The organism is Burkholderia ambifaria AMMD (assembly GCF_000203915.1).
In the GTDB taxonomy this organism is placed as follows: Bacteria; Pseudomonadota; Gammaproteobacteria; order Burkholderiales; family Burkholderiaceae; genus Burkholderia; species Burkholderia ambifaria.
Genome location: NC_008391.1, coordinates 2520654 through 2542090, shown reverse-complemented (window position 1 = coordinate 2542090; position 21437 = coordinate 2520654). Strand labels below are relative to the sequence as shown.

The window sequence follows — 21437 nt, the reverse complement described above, 5'->3', positions numbered from 1 at the left end:
CGCCCGGTCCCGCTACCAACGATAGAACACGCTCAGCTCGCCGCCGATCCGTGAATAGTAGGGGTTATGGTAGTAGTCGAATTCGAGTTGGGTACCCCACTTGCGCGTGAACCAGTAGCGCCACTTCGCGGAAAGCTCGTGACTGCGGAAATCCGCGATCTGCGAGCCGGAACCGGTGATCTGATACGCCTCGCGGCCGAACCCGCCGCGCAGCACGATCACGCTCTTGCCGACTTCGCCGTAGGTGACGGCGCCGTAGTACTGGGGCGCCTTCACCGACCCGGGCGAATCGACCGTATAGTTCGCGCCCGCCTCGAAGATCCACTTCGGCAGCGCGTACCAGATCACGCCGGCGTGATACAGCTGATCCTTGTGGCCGCTGCGGTTGCGTGCATAGCCGGCGCCCAGCGACACGATCAGCGAACGGTCCGGCAGCAGCTTGCGGTTGATCGACAGGTCGACGCGCATGCTCGGCAGGATCGTCCCGGACGTGGTGCCGGCAAAGCCGATGCCGCCGAACCAGTTCGGTCCCATGTCCTGCACGTACGTCAGCGAGCCGAGCTGCGTGTTCTCGCCGAAACGGTGCAGTTGCGCCAGCTCGCCGAGTATCGTGCGGCCGCCGTCCTGATAGATGCCGCGCACATGCACGCCGTACCAGTTGCCATAGCCGTGCGTCAGGTGCGCGCTGGACACGCCGAGCGACATTTCGGCATGCGATTCGCTCGGCGCCTGCACGTGCGCGATCACGGCGTCGGGCAACGGCGGCCGATTCGTATCCTCGGGCGTGAATTCGGCGAGCGACATGCCATCCGGCAAGCCTTCGGGCGTCACGCGCACGAACACGGGAGCGTCGAGCGTGCGCGGCACGATGACGGGCGAGGCGACGGGCACGGAGACAGGCGCGGCAACGGGTGCGGCAACGGGCACGGCAACGTCTGGCGACTGCGCGGGCGGCGGCGCGCCGGCATCATCCGGCTGCGCCGCGAGCGCCGGCAGCGGGCCGACGGCGACGCCGTACAGCACCGCCAGGGCGGCGACCGGCGCGCGCGCGCCGCGACGACGGAAACGATCGGACATGAGAAGGCGCTCCTTAACGGGATGCGTGGAACCAGCCGCTGCGGCAGGCGACGAGGTCGCCGTGCACGCAGGCATGACCGATGACCGAGACGTCGCGTGCGCAAGCGCTGACGGGATGGCCGGGGGCGCCGATGCGCCCGCCGGTCAGGCGCAGCAGGCCACCGGCGGACACGACCCCGTCGATGCAGCTGCCGCTCGCGAGCAGCACGTCGTCCCGCGCGAACACCGCGCCGTGCAGGAATGCGTGGCGTTCGAGCTCGACGCGATGCGCCTTGACGCTGCCGCGCAGCACGCAGCCGTCGCCGAGCACCAGCGTGCCGTCCACCACGAGGTTGCCCTGCACGACCGTGTGCGCGGGCAGACGCACATCGCAGGGCAGCAGGTAGCGGCCATGCACGTAGCGATACGGCAGCTTCGCGAAGTGGCGCGTCAGCGAGACCGCGCGGCGCGGCGCGCCGGCCGTATCGGCTGCCGGCAGCTCCGGGGCCTTGCCGAACACGATCGGCTCGCCGTACAGGCACACGAAGCCGCCCGCGCCGTGCAGGTACATCGTCCCGCCGACCACGACGCCGCGCAGCACCGCGCTTTCGACGTCGATGTGCGATGCGTGCGCGAGCATGCCGATCGTCGCGCCCGCGTGAATGTCGATGCGCTGCTCGGCGAACGCATACGCGGCCCGCGCGCCGCCGTCGAGCGTGATCGCGCGATCCGCGTACAGCACGTCGTCGCAATGCTCGTGACGCAACACGCGAATCTCTTCGTCATGCCGCACCAGCAGCCCCAGCGCGTGCCATGGCGGCGCGGCGGACGGATCGGCTGGCGGCGCATCGTCGGCGTGCATGCGCAGCGCATCGTGCCAGCGCGCGGCGAGCAGCGCCTGGTCGACGAACGGTCCGTCGCCGATCGGCAGCGCCGCGACGTCGCTGCGCCGGATCAGTTCATGCAGCAACGGCAGGAACGGCAGGCTGAGCACCCCGGCCACCGGCACCATCACATTGAAGGTCGTCATCGTTCATCGCCCCGGTTTCAGTTGCCGGCGAAAGCGCTCGGTCTTGTCCCATTTCAGTTCGCGGCGCAAGGCGACGTCGAGCGCGAGCCCCCACAGCGCGGACACCACCGCCGCAATCGTCACGCAAAAGCCGACCACGTTGACGGGCACGAGCCGCAGGCGGGTCGCGCGACCGTCGAGCCGGGCGGCGACGACGATCTCGAAGAACACGCCGAAATTGCCGAAGGTGCTGAAGCCGAACAGCGCGAACAGCGACACGAGCAGGCCGAGCGCCGTCGAGTTGACGCCGTTGAGCAGATAGAGCGTGATCGCGGTCGCCCATGCGATCGCGAGCAGCGCGGGCATCAGGAACACGCCGAGCAGCAGCGCGCCGTCGAGCCGGCAGCGCCGCGACAGCAGCGGATTGCGCAACACCGGGCCGAGATAGCGCAGCAGCGTCTGGTTATGGCCCTTCGCCCAGCGCGTCAGTTGGCGCGCGCGCACCGCCCAGCGCTCGGGCACTTCCTCATAGCATTCGGCGTGATTCAGGTAGACCGTGCGCCAGTCGCTCAACAGCAGGCGATAGGTCATGTCGGTATCCTCGGCGAGCGTGTCGTCGCACCAGCCGCCGACCGCATCGAGCGCGCTCTTGCGGATCCCGCCGACGGTGCCGCCGTATTGCGGCACCAGGTTCAGGTTGTTGCGCGCTTGCTGGTTGACCTGGTAGCCGCCCGCGCGCTCGAGATCGAGCAACCGTGCGAGCAGGTTGCTGTCGGCGTTCTGCGGCACGACGCGGCCCATTACCGCGCCGACTTCCGGATCGAAGAACGGCGCGACGAGCTCCTTCAGCAGCCCGGGGCGCGGCAGGTAGTCGGCGTCGAACACCACCATGATGTCGCCGCGGATGAAACGCAGCGCGTCCTTCAGCGCGGCGGCCTTGCCCGGCTTGCCGCTCTCGCGGTGAAACGGCTTGACGAGATCGGGCGCCAGCGCCTGCACCTCGTCGATCAGCGCACGCGTGTTGTCGGTCGAACGGTCGTTGACCGGAATGATCGTCAGCCGGTCACGCGGATAGGTCGTCGCGAGCAACGCCATCAGGCAATCGACGACGACGGCCTCCTCGTTGTGCGCGGTGACGAACACCGTGAGCCGCGGCCATTCGCCGTGGGTAATCGTCTGATAAGGCGCGTGCTGCGGCTTGAACAGGCGGTCGAGACTGAATACGTAATGCCGCGCGGCGTAGACGCAGGTCAGCAGCGTGAACAGCCACAGGTACGCGACGCCCGGCATCAGCAGCGTGTCGGGATCGAACGTGATTGGCGCGTCGTCGGCCCGCGTCGTTTGGAGCAGCGCGTTCGCATCGGTCGACTCGCGCACCGCGAGCGGCGCGGCATCGCGCACGCCGTGCTCGGCCGCATCGGCCACCGACATGCCGACGCGCACCGCTGAGGCCGCCGGCCGCGTGGCGGTGTCGCGCACGGCCAGCGAGCAGGCCAGCACGATCAACAGCAGAATGCCTTCGATGCAGAGCGACACCGACCGACGGTTCTTCATGTCCTGCCCCCGTGCCGGCGACGGCGGCCGCCGAGCGTTGGAGCCCGGGCCGTGAGTCGCGCGGATGTCAATGGGAAGCGGCTGCACGTTCGTCGCGCATGCGCGGCCTTCTTCCGCGCAGGACGAGCGTGGTGTGCCGCTTTCCGGATTCGCTGCTGTGGCGCTCCGTCCGCTGTCGTAGCAACACGTCGGAACGCGCCTGTCCGGCCAGAACAAGCAAGCGGCGAGCCATCGGCCGCCGTGCCGCGTGCGGCAAGGGCTAGCCAGCAAGCGGCGCGCGCGGTCGGGGCCGCGGGCGGAGTTTTTGATTCATCTGCGAATCAGCTTTTCGGCGATACGCGCGGCCCGGACTCGCGCCGCGTACGCATCCGGCGGCGAATCGTCTGCTCATCGCGCGCGTGTCGCCTTGCGCGACGCGGCTCACGGACGCAACCGATCGCGAATCGCCGTGGCATGCGCCGTGGGCGGCAAGCGTGCGCGGCGCCCGCCGCGGTGCGCCACTGATGGGCGCGACACGATGCGGCCGCGTCATTCCGGCCGCGCGTTACAGATACGCAACATTTCCAACCTGTCAGCCCGAACGACGCCGGCGCTGCCCCACGGCGGCGAAATCACGCATGCGCGACCGGAATCGGAAGCGCGATGACGCTGCGTTCATTGCCCAGACAAAATTCGCATATCGAAGCGATTCAATGCGCTTCGAAGGATGCGTGACGTTCGACCGCCCACCGATGCACGGCACCCATCGCTGTTCGCCGAATGATGCGAGCGGGCCGATCGCACGCGCGGCCGCCCGTTTATCTGCGTCGCGACCGCCCGCCGATGGGGCGTCCGTAGCAGTTGTGAAACGTTCCTTGACGAACCGCGCGGGCCCCGCGATCCGGACCATTCCGGAGGGCGGCTGGTTTGAATATTGCTGTATCGAACGCAGGGACACCCGCCGGGTGCGCCATCGCGTGGCAGTGCGAAAGGTGTGACGGAAGACGTGACGATCGATACAGCGAGGAACGCTCATGACGTGATCGACGAGATCCAAGGTAAAGGGCGTAGTCCGACGATTGCGTGGCGCAGACCGCGCGGATAGAAGCGGCGCGCTCGCCCGCACCGCCGCCGCATGTCGCGCGGCCGGCGCCGGTCGGCGCGACCGCGTGCGGGCACGGGACGGTTCGCCAGCCACCCTGCTTGGCGCCAGGTACCGGGTCGTACGGTGCGAAGAAGCTCAACGAGGATAACGATGAAAAAGATCTTGCTTGTGTTCGGGACTCGGCCGGAAGCCATCAAGATGGCGCCGCTCGTGCGCGCACTCAAGGCGCGCAGGGATGTCGACGCCCGGGTATGCGTCACCGCCCAGCATCGGGAAATGCTGGATCAGGTCCTCACGTTGTTCGGCATCAAGCCCGACTACGATCTCAATCTGATGCGTCAGAGCCAGACGCTGACCGACGTGACGACCGGCATTCTGCAGGCGATCGGCGTCGTTTTCGAGGACTTCCATCCGGACGTCGTCCTGGTGCACGGCGATACGACGACGACGCTGGCCGTGAGTCTCGCCGCGTTCTATCGCTACCTGCCGGTCGGTCACGTGGAAGCCGGTCTGCGCAGCGGCGACATCTGGTCGCCATGGCCCGAGGAACTGAATCGCCGCGTGACCGACGCTGTGTCGTCATGGCATTTCGCGCCAACCGGCCAGGCGCGCGACAACCTGTTCAGCGAAGGCATCCCGGTGGGCGCGGTCGTGATGACCGGCAACACCGTGATCGACGCGCTGCACGACGTCAAACGGATGCTCGATCACAATGCCGAGCTCAACGATACCGTCGCCGCGCACTTTCCGTTTCTCGAGCCGTCGCGTCGCGTCGTGCTGATCACCGGCCATCGCCGCGAGAGCTTCGGCGAGCCGTTCCGGCATTTCTGCAACGCGCTCGGCGCGCTCGCGAACCGCTATCGCGATGCGCAGTTCGTCTATCCGCTGCACATGAATCCGAACGTGCGGGAGCCGGCGCGCGCGCTACTCGGCGACGTGCCGAACATTTACCTGATCGATCCGCAGGAATATCTTTCGTTCGTATTCCTGATGTCACGCGCGCATTTCATCATCACGGATTCTGGCGGCATCCAGGAGGAAGGGCCGGCGCTCGGCAAACCGGTGCTCGTCACGCGCGAGACGACCGAGCGCCCCGAAGCGATCCAGGCCGGCACCGCACGGCTCGTCGGCACGGATCAGGAACGGATCATCTGGGAAGCGTCACGGCTGTTCGACAGCGAGAGCGCGTATGAGGAAATGGCGCGCGCGAGCAATCCGTATGGCGACGGCCATGCGAGCGAGCGGATCGTTCACGCGCTGATGCATATGCCGGGAGCGAGCGCGAACGCGACGAGCTTTTCGATGGGCGCCGCGGAGATGCCGTTCAACGCGCTCGCGCTGGGGTTGCAGGCGTTGCGCTCGCCTTGAGCGCCATCGTCCGACGGCATCCCGACGGGCGGCGACGCGTGCGTGTCGTTGCCCGTTGCCTATTGCCCGTCGCTGCCGTCCACTATCGGGCCACCGCGTCGGCCATCGATTGCGCCTGCGCGATCAGCCGCGGGTAAATCCGCTGGGACGCCACCTGTTTGGCGAAACACGCCTGCCGCGCATCCTCGGGCACGCGCGCCGCACTGCATGCCGCGATCGGGCGCAGCGTCACGCTCTTCCACAGGATGTACACCCGTTGGCCCTGCCGCACCGACACGGCCAGCGTGTTCGGCCCGTCCGGCACGCCGTCCTGGCTTTCGCCGAGCAGCAACGCCTTCACGACGCCGTCGGCCGGCTGCCGCTTGACGGGCACTTCGGCGAAGCGAAACGCCGCGGCGTCGTCGCCGAACACATTCGTGTAAAGCGTTTCATTGTCGAACATCGCGGCGACGTCGTCGGTCGGCTTGATGCCCGCATCCGCGGTACTCGCCCACGCCTTCAGCAGCGCAACCGTCGTCACGACGAGATTCGTCTTGCCGTCGTCCGACTTGAAGGACAACCCGTCCGGCCCCGAGGGCATTCCGTCGACAGGGCCGACACTCTGCACGGTGCCCTCCGCCTTCGCGGCAAACCCTCTCGCGCGGACCGTGCCGATCAGCTTCGCGAGCCGTGCATTCACGTCGGCCGTGTACTGCTTGTCGAGGGCCGCCCGATCCTCGATGCGCGCCGCCGCGACGGTCGCCGCTGCCTTGCTCCGATAGGCAAGATACGACTGCGCCGGCGATGCGATCACCTTCGCCCCGACTACGGCGAGCAGCGCCGCGACCACCACCACCCCCGCCCCGACCTTCAGTCTTGATATGCGCTTCATTTTTTTGACGTTACCGAACCCCGCGCCGACAGCGAAAACGGCTGCCGTCATCCCGCGGCAGCCGTCCCTCAGAAACGCTTCATTCTAACGTCGCGCAGGCTTCATTCGTCGACCTTGAACGCCGATACCAGTCGCGTCAGTTCCGCCGCCTGTTGCTTCAGGCTCTCAGCGGCCGCCGCGCTCTCCTCGACCAGCGCCGCATTCTGCTGCGTCATCTGATCGAGCGACTGCACCGCGTCGCCGATCTGGTCGATGCCCGCGCTCTGCTCCAGGCTCGCCTCGGCGATCTCGCTCATCATCGCGCTGACGCCCTGCACCTGCGACACGACATCGCGCATCACCTTGCCGGCCTCGCTGACGAGCCGCGACCCGGTGTTCACCGTGCCCGCGCTGTGCTCGATCAGCGCCTTGATCTCCTTCGCCGCCTGCGCACTGCGCTGCGCGAGATTCCGCACTTCCGCGGCGACGACCGCGAACCCGCGCCCCTGTTCGCCAGCCCGTGCCGCCTCGACCGCGGCATTCAGCGCGAGGATGTTCGTCTGGAACGAGATGCTGTCGATCATCACGATGATCTCGGAGATTCGTTGCGACGCATCGCTGATCTGCTCCATCGTGGACACGACTTCGCCGACGACCTGCCCGCCGCGCGACGCCGTATCGGATGCGCCGGTGATCAGCTTCGCGGCCGTGGTCGCGGTTTCGGTGTTGTTGCGCACGACCGCCGTGATTTCCTCCATCGACGAAGCCGTGCGCTCGAGGTTGCTCGACTGTCCTTCGGTGCGCTCACTGAGATCCGCGTTGCCCGACGCGATCTGCGCGGAGCCGGTCGCGATCGACGCGGACGCCGCGCGAATCCGGTGCACGAGCGTCGACAACGACGACACGAAGCGGTTGAACGCGTCCGACAACTGCCCGATCTCGTCCTCGCTCTCGACCGTCATCCGGCGCGTCAGGTCGCCCTGGCCGCTCGCGATCTCGGACAGCAGCGTCGCCGCGCGGCGGATCGGCGCGGCGATCGCGCGCCCGACCAGCCAGATCACGACCAGCGCGACGCCGAGGCCCACCACCGCGGCGACCAGCGCCGCGCTGCGAATCGCGCGTGTCACCGGGCCAAGCAGTTCGGCCTGCGGCACTTCGACGACTACATACGCATTCAGCTCCGGAATGAACGACGTCGCGATGAAGCGCGCACCGCCGTCGCCGTCGTAGCTCAGGTATGCATACGGTTTGCCGGCCAGCAGCGTCGACGCCGCGTCGCCGGGCAGGCCCGCTTCGTCCTTCAGGAAGTGCTTGCCGTCGATCAGCGACGTATCGCGATGCATCATGAACGCGCCGTCCGGCCGCACGAGGTACGCGAACCCGGTGTCGCCGATCCGGTACGCGGCGATGCCCTTCGCAAGCGCATCGACGGACAGGCTCATGCTGGCCGCGCCGATCGGCGTGCCGTCGAGCTCCACGCGGCTGTTGATGAACATCATGTAGCCGCCGAGCGTGACTTCGCGATCCATGTTCACGTCGAAGGCCTTGCCGGATGCGAGGAAGTTCGTCAGCCACCGATCCTCGTCGGTGACCTTGCGCTGCAGGCCGCCTTCGTTGTAGTAGTTGCCGCTCTTCACCGACACCCACTGCACGGACGCCGCCTTCTGCTCGTCCTTCACGTTCTTCGCAAGCTGGATCCAGTTGCGCGTGCCGGCGTCGGGCTCGCCGTCGGCTTCCCATTGCAGCAGGAACGCATCGCGCGCGAGCAGGCGCGACGCGGCGATCGGCCCGGCCATCTGCCGCTGCACGTCGGCGCGAATGCCGCTGACGGCCGTCGGCAACTCTTCGCGGACGACGCGATCGCGCACCGCGTGACCGATCAGGCGGACGCTCAACCCGCTCGAGATCGCGACGAACACGAGCAGGCAACTCGTCATGCTGAGAATCAGCTTGTTCTGAATGGACAGCTTGCGCCAGAAATGCATGGGGAACCCTCGATAACCGCTCGGTCTGAGCCAGCTTGGGTTATCGGCAGGCGCACGCGAAATCGCATCGTCGATTTCACATGTCCGTCATGCGGGATCCGATATGGCGTCGACGGGTGGGCGTGGCGTGCCCGTCGAGCGTCGCGCGATCAATATGCGACGAAGATCGTCACGCGGCGATTGCGCGCCCGCGCGGGCGCATCGTCGCCGGCGACGAGCGGCTGCGTGTCGGCTCGCCCGATCGCCGCGAGCCGGTGGGGCGCGACGCCGCGCTCGGCCAGATAGCGCACGACGCTGCCCGCCCGCGCGGATGACAGCTCCCAGTTCGATTCGTATTTCGCGTTCGCGATCGGCGCGCTGTCGGTATGCCCCTCGACGAGGATGTCGCCGGTCGCATGCTCGCTCAACGCGCGCGCGATCTCACTCAGCACCGGCGTCGCGTCGGGCAGCAGGCGCGCATCGCCGACGTTGAACAGGATCTTCGCATCGATGCCGATCTCGATACCGTGCGGCGCGCGTACGAGCGAGATGCGGCCGTTCGTCTTCAGCGCATCGAGCGACGTCAGCCATGCGGGCGCGCGCTCGGGTGTCGCAGGTGCGGCCGCCATCACGCTTGACGCACCGCCGTCGTGCCGCGCGAGCGTCTGATAGCGCGCATCGAGCGCGTTGTATTTCGCGAGCTGCAGCACGTACAGCGCGAGAAACAACACCATCAGCGTCGTGATGAGATCCGCGTAGGAAATCAGCCAGCGTCCGGACTGCGTGCCTTCCGCTTCATCGTCGTCGCGGGCGGCCGCGGCCGAAGCCGCGCGCGCGCCGTCAGTTCGCGCCGTCATGTCGAAGCTCCCGATGCGTCATGCGAGCGACTCCGCCGCGCGGCCACGCACGTCGCCGGTCAGTCGCGTTTCGATCGTATGCGGCGACTCCTTGCGCGAGATCGCGAGCAAGCCGTCGAGATACAGCTTGCGAAACCGCAGCTCGCTATCGATCTGCGCGCGCAGCTTGCCGTAGAGCGGCAGGAACACGAGGTTCGCGAACGCGAGGCCGTAGAGCGTCGCGATGAACGCGACCGCGATGCCGGGCCCGAGCTGCGCCGGTTCGAGAATGTGGCTCGTCACCTGCACCAGCCCGAGCACCGAGCCGAGAATACCGAACGTCGGCGCATAGCCGCCGGCCTGATGCCACACGCGTGCGGCCGCGAGCCGGCTGCGCTCGTACGCGTCGAGCTCGCGGTGCAGCGCGTCCTCGAGCACGGCGGTCGACACGCCGTTCGCGAGCAGTTCCAGCCCGCGCCGCGCGAACGGATGAATGCCGCTCACGTCCATCGATTCGAACGCGAGCAAGCCGTCGAGCTTCGCGCGATCGCCCCACTCCAGCAGGTCGGTCAGGTGCTTGCGATCGACTTCCTGCGCGCGCACGAACGCGAGCCGCAACTGCTTCACCGCATCGAAGAAGCGCGCCCACGTGTTCTGGATCATCACCGCGCCGAGCGTGCCGCCGAGCACGATGACGAGCGCCTCGAACTGGAACAGCATCGAGAAGTGGCCGCCCTCCAGCGCGAAGCCGAATACGATGGCCGCGCCGCCGAGTATCACGCCGGCCAGGGTCAACAGGTCCATATGCGTCTCCGTCGGGTCGAGTGTTACGCGTCGGATGCAGCCAGGGGCGCGGACGGCGCCGGCGCCTTGGCGACACGCACGGCATCGAGCACGCGCTGCCCGATCTCCTCGATCTCGATCGGATCGAGCTTCAACTCGCGACGCATCACCCACGACACCTCGTTGCGCCGCGCTTCCGTCATCACCGAGAACAGCTTGTCGGCCACCGCGCGATCATCGAGGCTCGCGATCAGCTTCGCGAGATCGTACGTGTCGAATGCGCTGATCACGTCGAACAGCGTGCGCTGATCGATCCACACGATGTCCTCGAGCGCGCGCACGTCGCCGCCGGCGCGCGGGCTGCGGCGCGAGAAATACGCGACGCCTTTCTGCTCGACGTAGCCGAGCACCTTCGACTTGCGGAACGCGAACACCTCGTCGGCGATTTCACCGTGCGACAGCTTGTTGAGCAGCAGCTTCCGGTCGACGCCGATCAGCGCCTCCAGGTCGGCCAGCTCGATCAGCTCCAGCTCGCTGTTGATCGACAGGTCGAGATCGTGATCGGCGACCTGCTGCGCGCGATCGATCACGCGCGCAGCATCGAACGTGACGACCTGGCGCGCATCCGACGAACCCGCGTAATCGCCCGCGCTACCGGCATGCTCGGCCTGCGCGGCTTCGATCGTGACCAGATTGAGCTTCTCCATGCGGTGCAGCATCGCGAGCACGTGCGGGCGCGAATGGCCGGCGATCGCGCGACAGCGGCGGATCACGTCCGCGAGCGGCACCGACGTTTCCGCCGCATGCGCCTGCATCGGCCGGCGCGACCACGCGTCGTCGGAGCCGCGCGTGTCGGCGCCCGCCATCAGCGACAGCACATGCGCATACGACAGCACCCCCGGCATGAAGTCGGCGTGCGTATAGGTCGCGAGCTGGTCGTCCTTGCGCTTCACGCGCCGGATCATCGTGCGCACGACATGACGAAGCAGCGCGGACACGTGCTCGATCTCTTCGTCGAGCACCGCGGCCGGCACGACCGTGAGCTGACAGAACGACAGCGCTTTCGCGGTATGCGCGCGAGGCTCGGCGGCGAGCAGCGCCGATTCGCCGAAGAACTCGCCGCGCCCGAGCGTCGCGACGACGACGCGCTTGTCTTCGCAGCGCGTCGACAGCTCGACCTTGCCGTCGGCGATCAGAAAGATGACGGGCTCGCCGGCGAAGCCCTCCGAGTAGATGATCTCGCCGGGCGCGGCCGTGCGCGTCCATGATTGCTGACGGTTCAAGTCGATTCCCCTGCTGCGCTGGTTATTTCGGACTGCACGTCGCATGTCGCATGCATGCCATCGACAGTCGTCCCCGTGCCCGTTTTAACGTCATCGGCGCGGGCATCCTTTAGCGAATTCGTACTCTTTTCCGACGTAAATCAAGGTGAAACGTTTGCGGATCGGCGCGCGCGGAAAATCCATTGCGCCCCCGATCCGCGCAGCCGAATCGAAGCCCAAATAAAAAACGCCCCGCCGAAACGGCGGGGCGTGATGCGCGGCAAACCACTTTCGGGCAATGCGCGAGACGGACTCGCGCAGCCGCTTACGAGCAGGCCTTGCCGTGCGACGGATGGAAGCCCTTCGTCTTCGCCTTCCCGGAGCGGCGCCGGGAAAACCCTGCTTAGTGCACCCAGTGGCACACGCGATGGTGGTGGTAATTGAAATGGCACACGCGGTGCGAGTGCGCTTCGGCAAGGGCCGGCACGAGAACGGCACAAGCCAGTGCGGTGGCCGTCAGGATCTTCGCGATGCGGTTCATGGACATTCTCCGGGATAGGTCAGCCGGTGATCCGGCTGGTATCTGCTTAACGCCGATCACCCGATCTCCGTGCACCGCACCTGCCCGCAATTGACGATCTTTGACATCGGCCGCTCGAAGGCGGCTGTGCACCCGCATGCTTTCGAAGCTTTCATCACCACAACAGTCTGGACTTCGAATGAAGCGACGCGGCCGGAACGGGCGAACGTACGCGAGAAGAAGGGTCAGGAAGAGAAACGGCGCGATGACCGATCGCGCCGACAGGCAATGAGAACCGATACGAAAAACCACCGCGTGGCGCGGCACGCGATCTCGCGACTTACTTCAACCGCCCCGACAGGAACTGCCCGAGCCGCTCGCTCTTCGGATTGACGAGAATCTCCTGCGGATCGCCCTCTTCCTCGATCTTCCCCTGATGCAGGAAGATCACATGATTCGACACGTTGCGCGCGAAGCCCATCTCGTGCGTGACGACGACCATCGTGCGACCTTCCTCGGCCAGCTTCTGCATCACCTTCAGCACTTCGCCGACGAGTTCCGGATCGAGCGCTGAAGTCGGCTCGTCGAACAGCATCACCTCGGGCTCCATCGCGAGCGCACGCGCGATCGCGACACGCTGCTGCTGGCCGCCCGACAAATGCGACGGATACATGCCCTCGACACGCGGCGCGAGACCGACCTTCTCCAGATACTGGCGCGCACGCTCGACCGCTTCGCCCTTGCCGATTCCGAGCACGGCCATCGGCGCCTCGATCACGTTCTCGAGCACCGTCATGTGCGACCACAGGTTGAAGTGCTGGAACACCATCGCAAGCTTCGTGCGCATCCGCTGCAGCTGCTTCTGGTTGGCCACGCGCAGCGAGCCGTTGCGGTCGCGCGTGGTCTCGATCGGCTCGCTGCCGATCGTGATCTGCCCCGAGCACGGCTGCTCGAGGAAGTTGATGCAGCGCAGGAACGTGCTCTTGCCGGAGCCGCTCGAGCCGATGATGCTGATCACGTCGCCGGCCTTCGCCTTCATCGACACGCCCTTCAACACCTCGTTGTCGCCGAACTTCTTGTGGAGGTTATCAACGGTGAGCTTGTACATGCTTGATCCTTCCTTGCATTAATGGCCGCGCGGCGAGAGGTACGCCAGCCAGCGCGTCTCGAGCTTGCGGAACGCCCAGATGAGCGTGAACACGACGATGGCGTACAGCACGGCCGCGATGCCGTAGGCCTGGAACGACATGTACGTCGCGGAGTTGACGTCGCGCGTGACCTTCAGGATGTCGGGCACGGTCGCGGTGAACGCGAGCGTCGTCGCGTGCAGCATCAGGATCACTTCGTTGCTGTAGCTGGGCAGCGAGCGGCGCAGCGCGGACGGCAGGATGATGCGCGTATAGAGCTTGAAGCGCGACATCCCGTACGCCATCCCGGCCTCGATCTCGCCGGCCGACGTGGCCTTGATCGCGCCCGCGAAGATCTCGGTCGCGTACGCGCATTCGTTCAGCACGAACGCGAGCAGCGTGCAGTTCATCGCGTTGCGGAAGAACGTGTCGAGCAGCACGTGGTCGTGCACGACCTGCAGGCTGTAGATGCCCGTGTAGCACATCAACAGCTGCACGTAGAGCGGCGTGCCGCGGAACACGTACGTATAGAGCCACACCGGGCCGGAAATCCAGCGGTTCGACGACGCGCGCGCGATCGCGAGCGGCACGGCCAGCGCGAAGCCGAACGCGATCGACACGACCAGCAGCCACAGCGTGATCGCGAGGCCGCTGAAGCGGTAGCCGTCGGTGTAGAGATAGTTTTGCCAGTACTGGCCGATGAGTTCGATCACAGTGCGAGCCTCCGGACGCCGACGGAATAACGCTTCTCGAGATGGTGCAGCACGACGTTCGACACCGTCGTGATCGCGAGGTAGATCGCGCCCGCCGCGAGCGTGAAGAAGAAGAAATCGAGCGTGCTCTTGCCGGCGTCCTGCGACGCCTTCACGACATCGGCGAGGCCGATGATCGACACCAGCGCGGTGGCCTTCACGAGCACCTGCCAGTTGTTGCCGATGCCCGGCAGCGCGAAGCGCATCATCTGCGGGAACAGGATCCGGTGGAACACGCGCCAGCCGCTCATCCCGTACGCGAAGCCCGCTTCGAGCTGGCCGCGCGGCACCGCGAGGAACGCACCGCGGAACGTCTCGGTGAAGTACGCGCCGTAGATGAAGCCGAGCGTGATGACCCCGGCGACGAATGGATCGATGTCGATCTGATCCCAGCCGAGCGCGTCGGTCGCCATGTTCAGCAGGATCTGGATCCCGTAAAACAGCAGCAGCATCAGCACGAGATCGGGCACCGCGCGAATCAGTGTCGTATAGAACGTGCCGAGCGCCTTGAGCGCGCGGTTCGTCGACAGTTTCGCGCTCGCACCGACCAGCCCCAGCACGAGCGACGCGGCGAGCGACAGCACCGCCAGCTTCACGGTTTCCACCGTGCCGGCCCACAGCAGCGGGCCAAATCCCTGGAAAATCATGTCAGCGTATCCATCCAGAAAGACGGGCGGCGCAGCGCGGCCGGAGCCGCGTGCGCCGCGAAGGCGTCAGCCGCCGTAGACGTCGAATGCGAAGTACTTCTTCTCGAGCTTCTTGTACGTGCCGTCCTTGATGATGTCGGCGATCGCGTGGTCGATCTTCGCCTTCAGGTCGGCGTCGTCCTTGCGCAGGCCGATGCCCGCGCCGTTGCCGAGGGTCTTCGGATCGTCGATGTCCTTGCCCGCGAATTCGAAGTTCGCGCCGCGCGGCGTCTTCAGGAAGCCGAGGTCGGCCTGCACCGCGTCCTGCAGCGCGGCATCGAGGCGGCCGGACATCAGGTCCTGGTACACGCCGTCCTGGTTCTGGTAAGACACGATCTGCACGCCCTTCGGCGCCCAGTAGGCCTTCGCGTAGGTTTCCTGGATCGTGCCCTGCTCGACGCCGACCGACTTGCCCTTCAGCGATTCGGCCGTCGGCTGCAGGTGCGCGCCCTTCTTCGAGACGAGCCGCGTCGGCGTGTTGAACAGCTTGTCGGAGAACGCGATCTGTTCGGCGCGCGCCGGCGTCATCGACATCGACGACAGCACGCCGTCGAACTTCTTCGCCTTCAGCGCCGGGATCATCCCGTCGAAGTCGTTCTCGATCCACACGCATTTCGCCTTCAGGCGCGCGCAGATTTCGTTGCCGAGATCGACGTCGAAGCCGACGACCTTGCCGCTTGCGTCCTTCGATTCGAATGGCGGATAGCTGGCGTCGACGCCGAACCGGATCGTCGACCAATCCTTGGCGTGGGCACCCACCGCGATACAGGCGAGGGCAATACTGAGGGCGAGTTTCTTCATGGCGTTCCTGTCATAGGCGAACTGGGCACGGGCCCGTCGGGCGTCGCCGCCGCGAACCCTTCCAACCGGGAGGTCGCCATCTAGACGGCGCTCCAAGTTGTACATACAACTTTGCCTTTTGCAGGGGCCCCCGGGCAATCCGTGTTTATCTCTAGTTGCGTGAAAAGCGCCGCCTGAGCATCAGATTCCCTTATATTTCAATCGATTATGCTTACGTCCGGCTGTAACGGAGCTTTCATGCGACGAGTCCGTGCTTCTCGGCCGCACGCGCATTTGTCTATACTTTTCCGTTTGCCGTGCGCGCGCGCCTCGTGCGCGACGTTCGCCGGAATCACGCCTGTGCGCGATTTCCCGTGTGGATATGTGCCGAAATAATGGGGATCATGCGTCGATGGCCGGGCGGATCCCGCAACGAACCCGGTACACTCCGCCGGGCCTCGCACGAAGGCCGGACTGCGACGGCACGCGGCCGCCGTCACTTGAACAGCAACCCCATGACCACACCGATCTATCAGGAAATCAAGGACTTCATCCTCGCGCGCATCCACGCGGGCGAGTGGGCGGAAGGCGACCAGGTGCCGTCGGAGAACGAGCTCGCGCGCGAATTCAACGTCGCGCGGATGACGGTCAACCGCGCGCTGCGCGAGCTGACGGCCGAGCAGGTGCTCACGCGCACGCGCGGCTCCGGCACGTACGTCGCGTCGCCGAAATACGAATCGACGTTGGTCGCGATCCGCAGCATCTCGGATGAAGTCGCCGCGCGCGGCCATGCGTATCGGGCACAGGTGCTGGAGGTGGGCGCGGCCATCGCCGACGCGCAGCTTGCCGACGAGCTGCGGCTCGACACCGGCAACCCGATCTTCCATTCGCGCGTGCTGCACTTCGAAAACGACACACCCGTGCAGCTCGAGGAACGCTGGGTCAATCCGGCCTGCGCGCCCGAATACGCGTTGCAGGACTTCACGACGACGACGCCGAACCAGTACCTGACGCGCGTCGCGCCGCTACAGCGGGTCGAATACCGGATCGAGGCCGCGATGCCCGATGCGCCGACGCGCCGCCACCTGACGATGGACGAACGCGAGCCTTGCCTGCTGCTGCATCGGCGCACGTGGTCGCAGGGGATGGTCGCGTCGGTCGCGAATCTATGGCACCCGGGCAGCCGCTACCGGTTCACCGGGCATTTCTGACGCGCGGCTCGCGCGTTCATTGCGCGCCGCGACGCGCGCAGCGTTCGATCGCGTCGACCGCGACACGCAACCCGTCCTCCTGCCCGAGCCGCGCACCGAGTTCAGCGGCGCGCGCCTGCGTGTCGGCCCGCGCCGCGAACGCGATCGCGCGTGCGAGCCCGGCGGCGCGCACGCGGCGCCCGGCCACCGGCGCGTCGGCCACACCGAGCCGCTGCAGCCGGTTCGCCCAGAAGAACTGATCGCCGGCGAACGGCACGACGACCGACGCAATGCCCGCCCGCGCGGCCGAATGCGTGGTGCCCGATCCGCCGTGGTGGATCGCCATCGATACTTGCGGAAACAACCAGTCGTGCGGCGTGTCGCCGATCACGCACACGTGCGCGGGCAGCATCGACGCATCGATGCCGCTCCAGCCCGGCTGGAACAGCGCACGCCGGCCGTCGAGCGCTTGCACCAGCGCGTCGACCATCGCGGCGCGGTCGAACCCGGCCATGCTGCCGAAGCCGATATACACGGGCCGATCGCCCGCTTCCAGAAAGGCCGAGAGAGCGGGCGGCGGCGTCCACGCCGGCGCGTCGATACGCCACTGACCGCATGCCAGCACATTCGGCGGCCAGTCGGCCGGCTCGGCGAGCAGCACGGGCGACACGCCGTACAGCATCGGATGATCGGTCCATACGCGCCGGCGCGGCGGCAATCCGCACACGCTGGCGCGCGCCGCATTGGTCGCCTTCCTGAATGCCTGCCACAGCAGCGCGTTCACGAACCGATGGCTGGCGCGATTCAGCCGGCGCGGCACCTTGCCGGGCGGCAGGAACGGTGACGCGAACGCCGCGGTCGGCGTGATCGGGATCATCCCCGCGCCGATTGCCGGCACGCCGCGATACTCGGCGACCGACAGCCCGACGAACGACGCCAGCCCCGACACGAGGATCGCATCGCAACCGGCCGACGCATCCGCGACTTCGCGCATCCACGCTTCCGTGTTCGCATTCGCATTCGCGATCGCCGCGAGCGCCTTCGACGTGTCGTTGAAGCCGCCGCGCCCGCGCACCGCATCGGCCAACGCGCCATCCGGCGCGATCGCCGCGCGGATATCGCCGGTCAACGGCGCGCACGGCACGCCGAGCGTGGCGGCCGAACCGAGCGTCGCGGCGTCGGCCAGCAACCGGACCTCATGGCCGGCCGCCATCAGCGCGCAACCCAGCGCCGCGAGCGGGCGCGTGTCACCTTCGGTGCCGTAGGTGGCAATGACGAGTTTCATGCGTGACTCCTCGTGCACGGCGAGAACGAGTGGATTCAAAAAAGTGCACGTCGTATACTAATGCAATTCGTACACTTTCCGTCAACCCCGAGCCATGCCGATGACGACCGACGATCCGGGCCGCCGCGCGCGCAAGCGCATCCAGATGCTCACGCACCTCGCCGCCACCGGCGCACGCCTGTTCGATGCGCACGGCTACGACGCCGTCACGATGGAGCAGATCGCCGCGCAGGCCGACGTCGCGAAACGAACGCTCTACAACCACTTCCCGACGAAGGAAGCCGTGCTTGCGCACTGGCTCGAAGGCGAACTCGCGCGCGACCTCGCCCATCTCGAGCGCGACGTCGCAAGACGGAAAAGCTTCGCGTCGCGAATCGCCTGCATGCTCGATGCGTCGGCCGCGTGGTGCGAACAGCATCCGGTGTATCTGCTCGCATACCTGCGGCATCGATTCCTGAGCATCGGGGCAGTGCAAGCGGAAGGTGCGACGGAGCACGGCAGCGACATCGCGCTCGTGTGGCAGCAGCTGATCGCGGCCGGCCAGCAGGCCGGCGAGCTGAACCCGGCGCTGGCGGCCGACCAGCTCGCCACGTGGTTCCATCACCTGTATCTCGCGGCGATGCTGCGCTGGCTGACGGTGCCGGGGTTGTCGCTGAAACGGGAATTCCAGTCAGTCGCGAAGCTGTTCGTCGAGGGCGCGCAAGCGAAGCCGTGAGCGGCCGCCGCGGTCGGATACCGCGCTGATTGCGCGGGCGCCGCGCGACGCCCGACGCGCAGGGGTTTTTACAACGAATGATCAGACGGGATGCCAAATTTCCCGCGCGGCAGTATGCTGGTGTCGTACGGCCGCGCCCGATACATCGGGCAATCCCCTAGTCCGCACGTCGCCGCGCGGCCGTCGCATCCGCAATCATGCATTGCAAGGAGGGCTTCGTGATGGCTACGACACATCAGCACTTCCACCTCGAGCTACGGCACGCCACCGCGCCGACGTATTTCATCAGCTACCTGTTTCCCGCCTTGCTGTTCGTCTACGAACTGCTGCGCGTCGGCCAGTGGATCCGCGATCACGGGATGCAATTCGCCGCGTTCAAGCAGATGGGTTACGAGTATCTGCTGATGCTGCTGTTCGTCGGGCTGCAGATCGTCGTCGAGGCGATCTTCCTGCTTGGCGCCGCGATGCGCCGCGACCATCGCGATTTCGAGCACCGCCTGCCGAACGTGGTCCTCGGCATCGGCTGCTCGATCGCTCTGCTCGCGATCGATCTCGCGATCCAGCTGGCGTTCTGAGCGCCGGCGGGTTCGCCCCGCCGGTCACATAGGTTGGTACGTTCAGGCAGGCGCGTCGCGCAGCAACGTCGCCACCGCCGCGAGTACGTCGTCGGGCCGCTCGCGATGCGGCATGTGCCCGCATCCGTCGAGCAGCAGGAACGTCGACGGCCCCGCGACGCGCGCGGCGATCCGCTTCGGATGCACGTCCGACCCGTATTCGTCCTGCTCGCCGTGAATCGCGAGCGTCGCGCAGCGCACGCGCGGCAGTTCGTCGTCGAGGCTCCAGCCGCGAAACGCCGGCGACAGCCACGTGTCGACCCACGCACGCAGCACCCATTCGGCTTTCTCGCCGTGATAGCGCGCGAGCCGGTCGAGCTGGCCGGGCGCGTCGAACTGCTGCGCCGCGTCGCGAATGCCGTCGCGCGTGCGATCCTCGACGAACGCCTGCGCGGCGACCGTCACCAGCGCGCGGCAACGCGCCGGATACGCGGCCGCGCACCCGACCGCCATCCCGCCGCCGACGCTGTGTCCGAACGCGACGAACGCATCGATGCCGAATCGTTCGAGCAGCGCATGGAATCCGTGACCAGCCTCGTCGCGCACGAACGTCGCGGCGAGCTGCCCCGGATGACGATCGGACCGGCCGAAGCCGAGCCGGTCGTACGCGATCACGTCGCGGCCGGTGGCGCGCGCGAGCCGGGCGGGGAAGTCGCGCCATAGTTCGACGCAGCCGAGCGAATCGTGCAGCAGCACGATCGGTGCGGCCGGCTTAGGTGCGACCGGCGTAGGTGTGGCCGGCGTAGGTGCGGCCGGCTCAGGCGCGGCCGTTTCCCCCGCAGGCGCACCGCGCCAGCGCTTCGCGAAGAGACGCCCTTGCGGCGTCTCGACCCAGGTCTCCTCGGTCACGATGTCAGTCATGTGTGTATGTCGTCGTCTGCATGAAGGCGGCCGCACGCGGGCGTGCCGCATCGAATGCCGACGATGGTGGCCCGGCGACGCGCGCGGCGTCAAGCAAGCCCCCACCGCCCGCACGCTCATTCGGGTTGCGGCGGCAGATACTCCATCTGCGCCTCGTCGTAGAGCCGGTAGATCAGCGCCTGCATCGCGCGGATGTCCTCCGATTCGTCGAGCATCCGCATGCTCATGATGATCGGCGACACGAGGTTCGGATCGTCGAGCGGCTTGTAGCTGATGTCGTCGCGCTTCAGGCCGTACACGCTGTGCGGCACGACCGACACGCCCTCGCCCATCGCGACGAGCCCGAGCGCGATCTGCAGCTCGCGCGTCTCGTAGATGCGCCGCGGCTGCAGCGCGCGATCGTGGAATGCCGCGAGCACCTGGTCCGCATAGCTCGGCCGCGGCGCCTTCGGAAAGATGATCAGCGTGTCGTTTACGAGATCGTGCAGCGACAGCACGGGCTTCGCGCCATCGAGCACGTGACCGACCGGCAGCGCGACGATCATCCGTTCCTCGCGCAGCACGACGCGCCGCACGCTTGGATCCTCGTGACGGATGCGCCCGAACCCGACGTCGATACGCCCTTCCTTCAGCGCCTTGATCTGGTCCATCGTCGACATCTCGTGCAGGCTCAGCTCGACGGCCGGATACTCGCTGCGAAAGCGCCGGATGATCTTCGGCAGCATCCCGTACAGCGTCGAGCCGACGAAACCGACCGACATGCTGCGCTCGATCTTGCCGACCCGCTTGGTCATCGATTCGAGCTCGGTCGTCTGCGCGAGCAATTGCACCGCGTGCGAATAGAAGAAGCGTCCCGCGTCGGTCAGCTTCAGCGGCCGCGCGCTGCGCTCGAACAGCGGTACGCCGAGCGCCTCCTCGAGCTGCTGGATCTGCCGGCTGAGCGGCGGCTGCGCGATGTGCAGGCGCTCGGCCGCACGCGTGAAATTCCGCTCCTCGGCAACCGCGACGAAGTAGCGGAGGTGTCTCAACTCCATGTTCGAACCCTCCCGGACAGGCCACGGACGTTCATTCGGCCCCGCGCGGATGCGTCCCGCGCCGGTCGCCCACGCTGGTCGCCCACGCTGGTCGCCCACGCTGGTCG

The 21437-nt window shown here is 66.9% G+C and carries 20 protein-coding genes; 4 read left to right on the top strand and 16 right to left on the bottom strand.

Going from position 1 to position 21437, the window contains the following annotated elements:
- Positions 1 to 12 precede the first annotated feature (12 nt).
- From BAMB_RS27300 to BAMB_RS27290, 3 genes are read right to left on the bottom strand one after another with little or no spacing between them, the layout of a single operon-like run.
- The gene (locus BAMB_RS27300) at positions 13 to 1077 is read right to left on the bottom strand and encodes a YaiO family outer membrane beta-barrel protein (RefSeq protein ID WP_041491605.1); all 1065 of its coding nucleotides are present in this window, start codon (positions 1075 to 1077) and stop codon (positions 13 to 15) included.
- A gap of 13 nt (positions 1078 to 1090) precedes the next feature.
- Positions 1091 to 2086, bottom strand: a complete 996-nt coding sequence (locus BAMB_RS27295) for a bactofilin family protein (RefSeq protein ID WP_011660390.1) — start codon at positions 2084 to 2086, stop codon at positions 1091 to 1093.
- A gap of 3 nt (positions 2087 to 2089) precedes the next feature.
- Positions 2090 to 3619, bottom strand: a complete 1530-nt coding sequence (locus BAMB_RS27290) for a glycosyltransferase family 2 protein (protein WP_011660389.1) — start codon at positions 3617 to 3619, stop codon at positions 2090 to 2092.
- 1234 nt (positions 3620 to 4853) lie between these two features.
- On the opposite strand from BAMB_RS27290, the gene wecB reads away from it, so the two are divergent.
- Positions 4854 to 6071: a non-hydrolyzing UDP-N-acetylglucosamine 2-epimerase gene (wecB, locus tag BAMB_RS27285; RefSeq protein WP_011660387.1), complete on the top strand. Its 1218-nt coding sequence runs from the start codon at positions 4854 to 4856 to the stop codon at positions 6069 to 6071.
- Positions 6072 to 6153: 82 nt separating this feature from the next.
- Here wecB and BAMB_RS27280 read toward each other — a convergent pair whose 3' ends face one another.
- From BAMB_RS27280 to BAMB_RS27240, 10 genes are all read right to left on the bottom strand, one after another.
- Positions 6154 to 6942 (bottom strand): hypothetical protein, encoded by a 789-nt coding sequence (locus BAMB_RS27280; protein ID WP_041491604.1) that lies wholly within the window; start codon positions 6940 to 6942, stop codon positions 6154 to 6156.
- 101 nt (positions 6943 to 7043) lie between these two features.
- Complete coding sequence (locus BAMB_RS27275) at positions 7044 to 8906, bottom strand: methyl-accepting chemotaxis protein (protein ID WP_011660385.1); 1863 nt, start codon at positions 8904 to 8906, stop codon at positions 7044 to 7046.
- 149 nt (positions 8907 to 9055) lie between these two features.
- Complete coding sequence (locus BAMB_RS27270; protein ID WP_011660384.1) at positions 9056 to 9742, bottom strand: OmpA/MotB family protein; 687 nt, start codon at positions 9740 to 9742, stop codon at positions 9056 to 9058.
- 18 nt (positions 9743 to 9760) lie between these two features.
- Positions 9761 to 10525 (bottom strand): flagellar motor protein, encoded by a 765-nt coding sequence (locus BAMB_RS27265; RefSeq protein WP_011660383.1) that lies wholly within the window; start codon positions 10523 to 10525, stop codon positions 9761 to 9763.
- Between the two features lie 23 nt (positions 10526 to 10548).
- Complete coding sequence (locus BAMB_RS27260; RefSeq protein WP_041491603.1) at positions 10549 to 11787, bottom strand: Crp/Fnr family transcriptional regulator; 1239 nt, start codon at positions 11785 to 11787, stop codon at positions 10549 to 10551.
- A gap of 382 nt (positions 11788 to 12169) precedes the next feature.
- Positions 12170 to 12307, bottom strand: coding sequence for an HHHH-motif protein (locus BAMB_RS35610; RefSeq protein WP_166488190.1), 138 nt, complete (start codon positions 12305 to 12307; stop codon positions 12170 to 12172).
- A 319-nt stretch (positions 12308 to 12626) separates the two neighbouring features.
- A complete protein-coding gene (locus BAMB_RS27255; RefSeq protein ID WP_011660380.1) occupies positions 12627 to 13394 on the bottom strand; it encodes an ABC transporter ATP-binding protein in 768 nt (255 codons plus the stop codon).
- A gap of 18 nt (positions 13395 to 13412) precedes the next feature.
- Entirely contained in the window at positions 13413 to 14126 is a 714-nt protein-coding gene (locus BAMB_RS27250; RefSeq protein ID WP_011660379.1) for an ABC transporter permease, read from the bottom strand.
- The gene (locus BAMB_RS27245) at positions 14123 to 14812 is read right to left on the bottom strand and encodes an ABC transporter permease (protein ID WP_011660378.1); all 690 of its coding nucleotides are present in this window, start codon (positions 14810 to 14812) and stop codon (positions 14123 to 14125) included. The genes BAMB_RS27250 and BAMB_RS27245 overlap by 4 nt, the downstream gene beginning before the upstream one ends.
- A gap of 66 nt (positions 14813 to 14878) precedes the next feature.
- Entirely contained in the window at positions 14879 to 15652 is a 774-nt protein-coding gene (locus BAMB_RS27240; RefSeq protein ID WP_011660377.1) for an ABC transporter substrate-binding protein, read from the bottom strand.
- Positions 15653 to 16146: 494 nt separating this feature from the next.
- Between BAMB_RS27240 and hutC the strand changes: the two genes are divergently transcribed.
- Positions 16147 to 16842, top strand: a complete 696-nt coding sequence (gene hutC / locus BAMB_RS27235) for a histidine utilization repressor (protein WP_006750813.1) — start codon at positions 16147 to 16149, stop codon at positions 16840 to 16842.
- 16 nt (positions 16843 to 16858) lie between these two features.
- On the opposite strand, the gene BAMB_RS27230 is transcribed toward hutC, so the two are convergent.
- Positions 16859 to 18106 carry a glycosyltransferase gene (locus BAMB_RS27230; RefSeq protein WP_011660376.1) on the bottom strand — a complete coding sequence of 416 codons (1248 nt, stop codon included), beginning with the start codon at positions 18104 to 18106 and terminating at the stop codon, positions 16859 to 16861.
- Between the two features lie 94 nt (positions 18107 to 18200).
- Between BAMB_RS27230 and BAMB_RS27225 the strand changes: the two genes are divergently transcribed.
- Both BAMB_RS27225 and BAMB_RS27220 read left to right on the top strand, forming a co-directional pair.
- A complete protein-coding gene (locus BAMB_RS27225) occupies positions 18201 to 18821 on the top strand; it encodes a TetR/AcrR family transcriptional regulator (RefSeq protein ID WP_011660375.1) in 621 nt (206 codons plus the stop codon).
- Between the two features lie 221 nt (positions 18822 to 19042).
- Positions 19043 to 19396 carry a hypothetical protein gene (locus tag BAMB_RS27220; RefSeq protein ID WP_012365480.1) on the top strand — a complete coding sequence of 118 codons (354 nt, stop codon included), beginning with the start codon at positions 19043 to 19045 and terminating at the stop codon, positions 19394 to 19396.
- A gap of 42 nt (positions 19397 to 19438) precedes the next feature.
- Here BAMB_RS27220 and BAMB_RS27215 read toward each other — a convergent pair whose 3' ends face one another.
- Both BAMB_RS27215 and BAMB_RS27210 read right to left on the bottom strand, forming a co-directional pair.
- Complete coding sequence (locus BAMB_RS27215) at positions 19439 to 20296, bottom strand: alpha/beta fold hydrolase (protein ID WP_011660373.1); 858 nt, start codon at positions 20294 to 20296, stop codon at positions 19439 to 19441.
- A 116-nt stretch (positions 20297 to 20412) separates the two neighbouring features.
- Entirely contained in the window at positions 20413 to 21330 is a 918-nt protein-coding gene (locus BAMB_RS27210; RefSeq protein WP_011660372.1) for a LysR family transcriptional regulator, read from the bottom strand.
- Between the last annotated feature and the right edge of the window lie 107 nt (positions 21331 to 21437).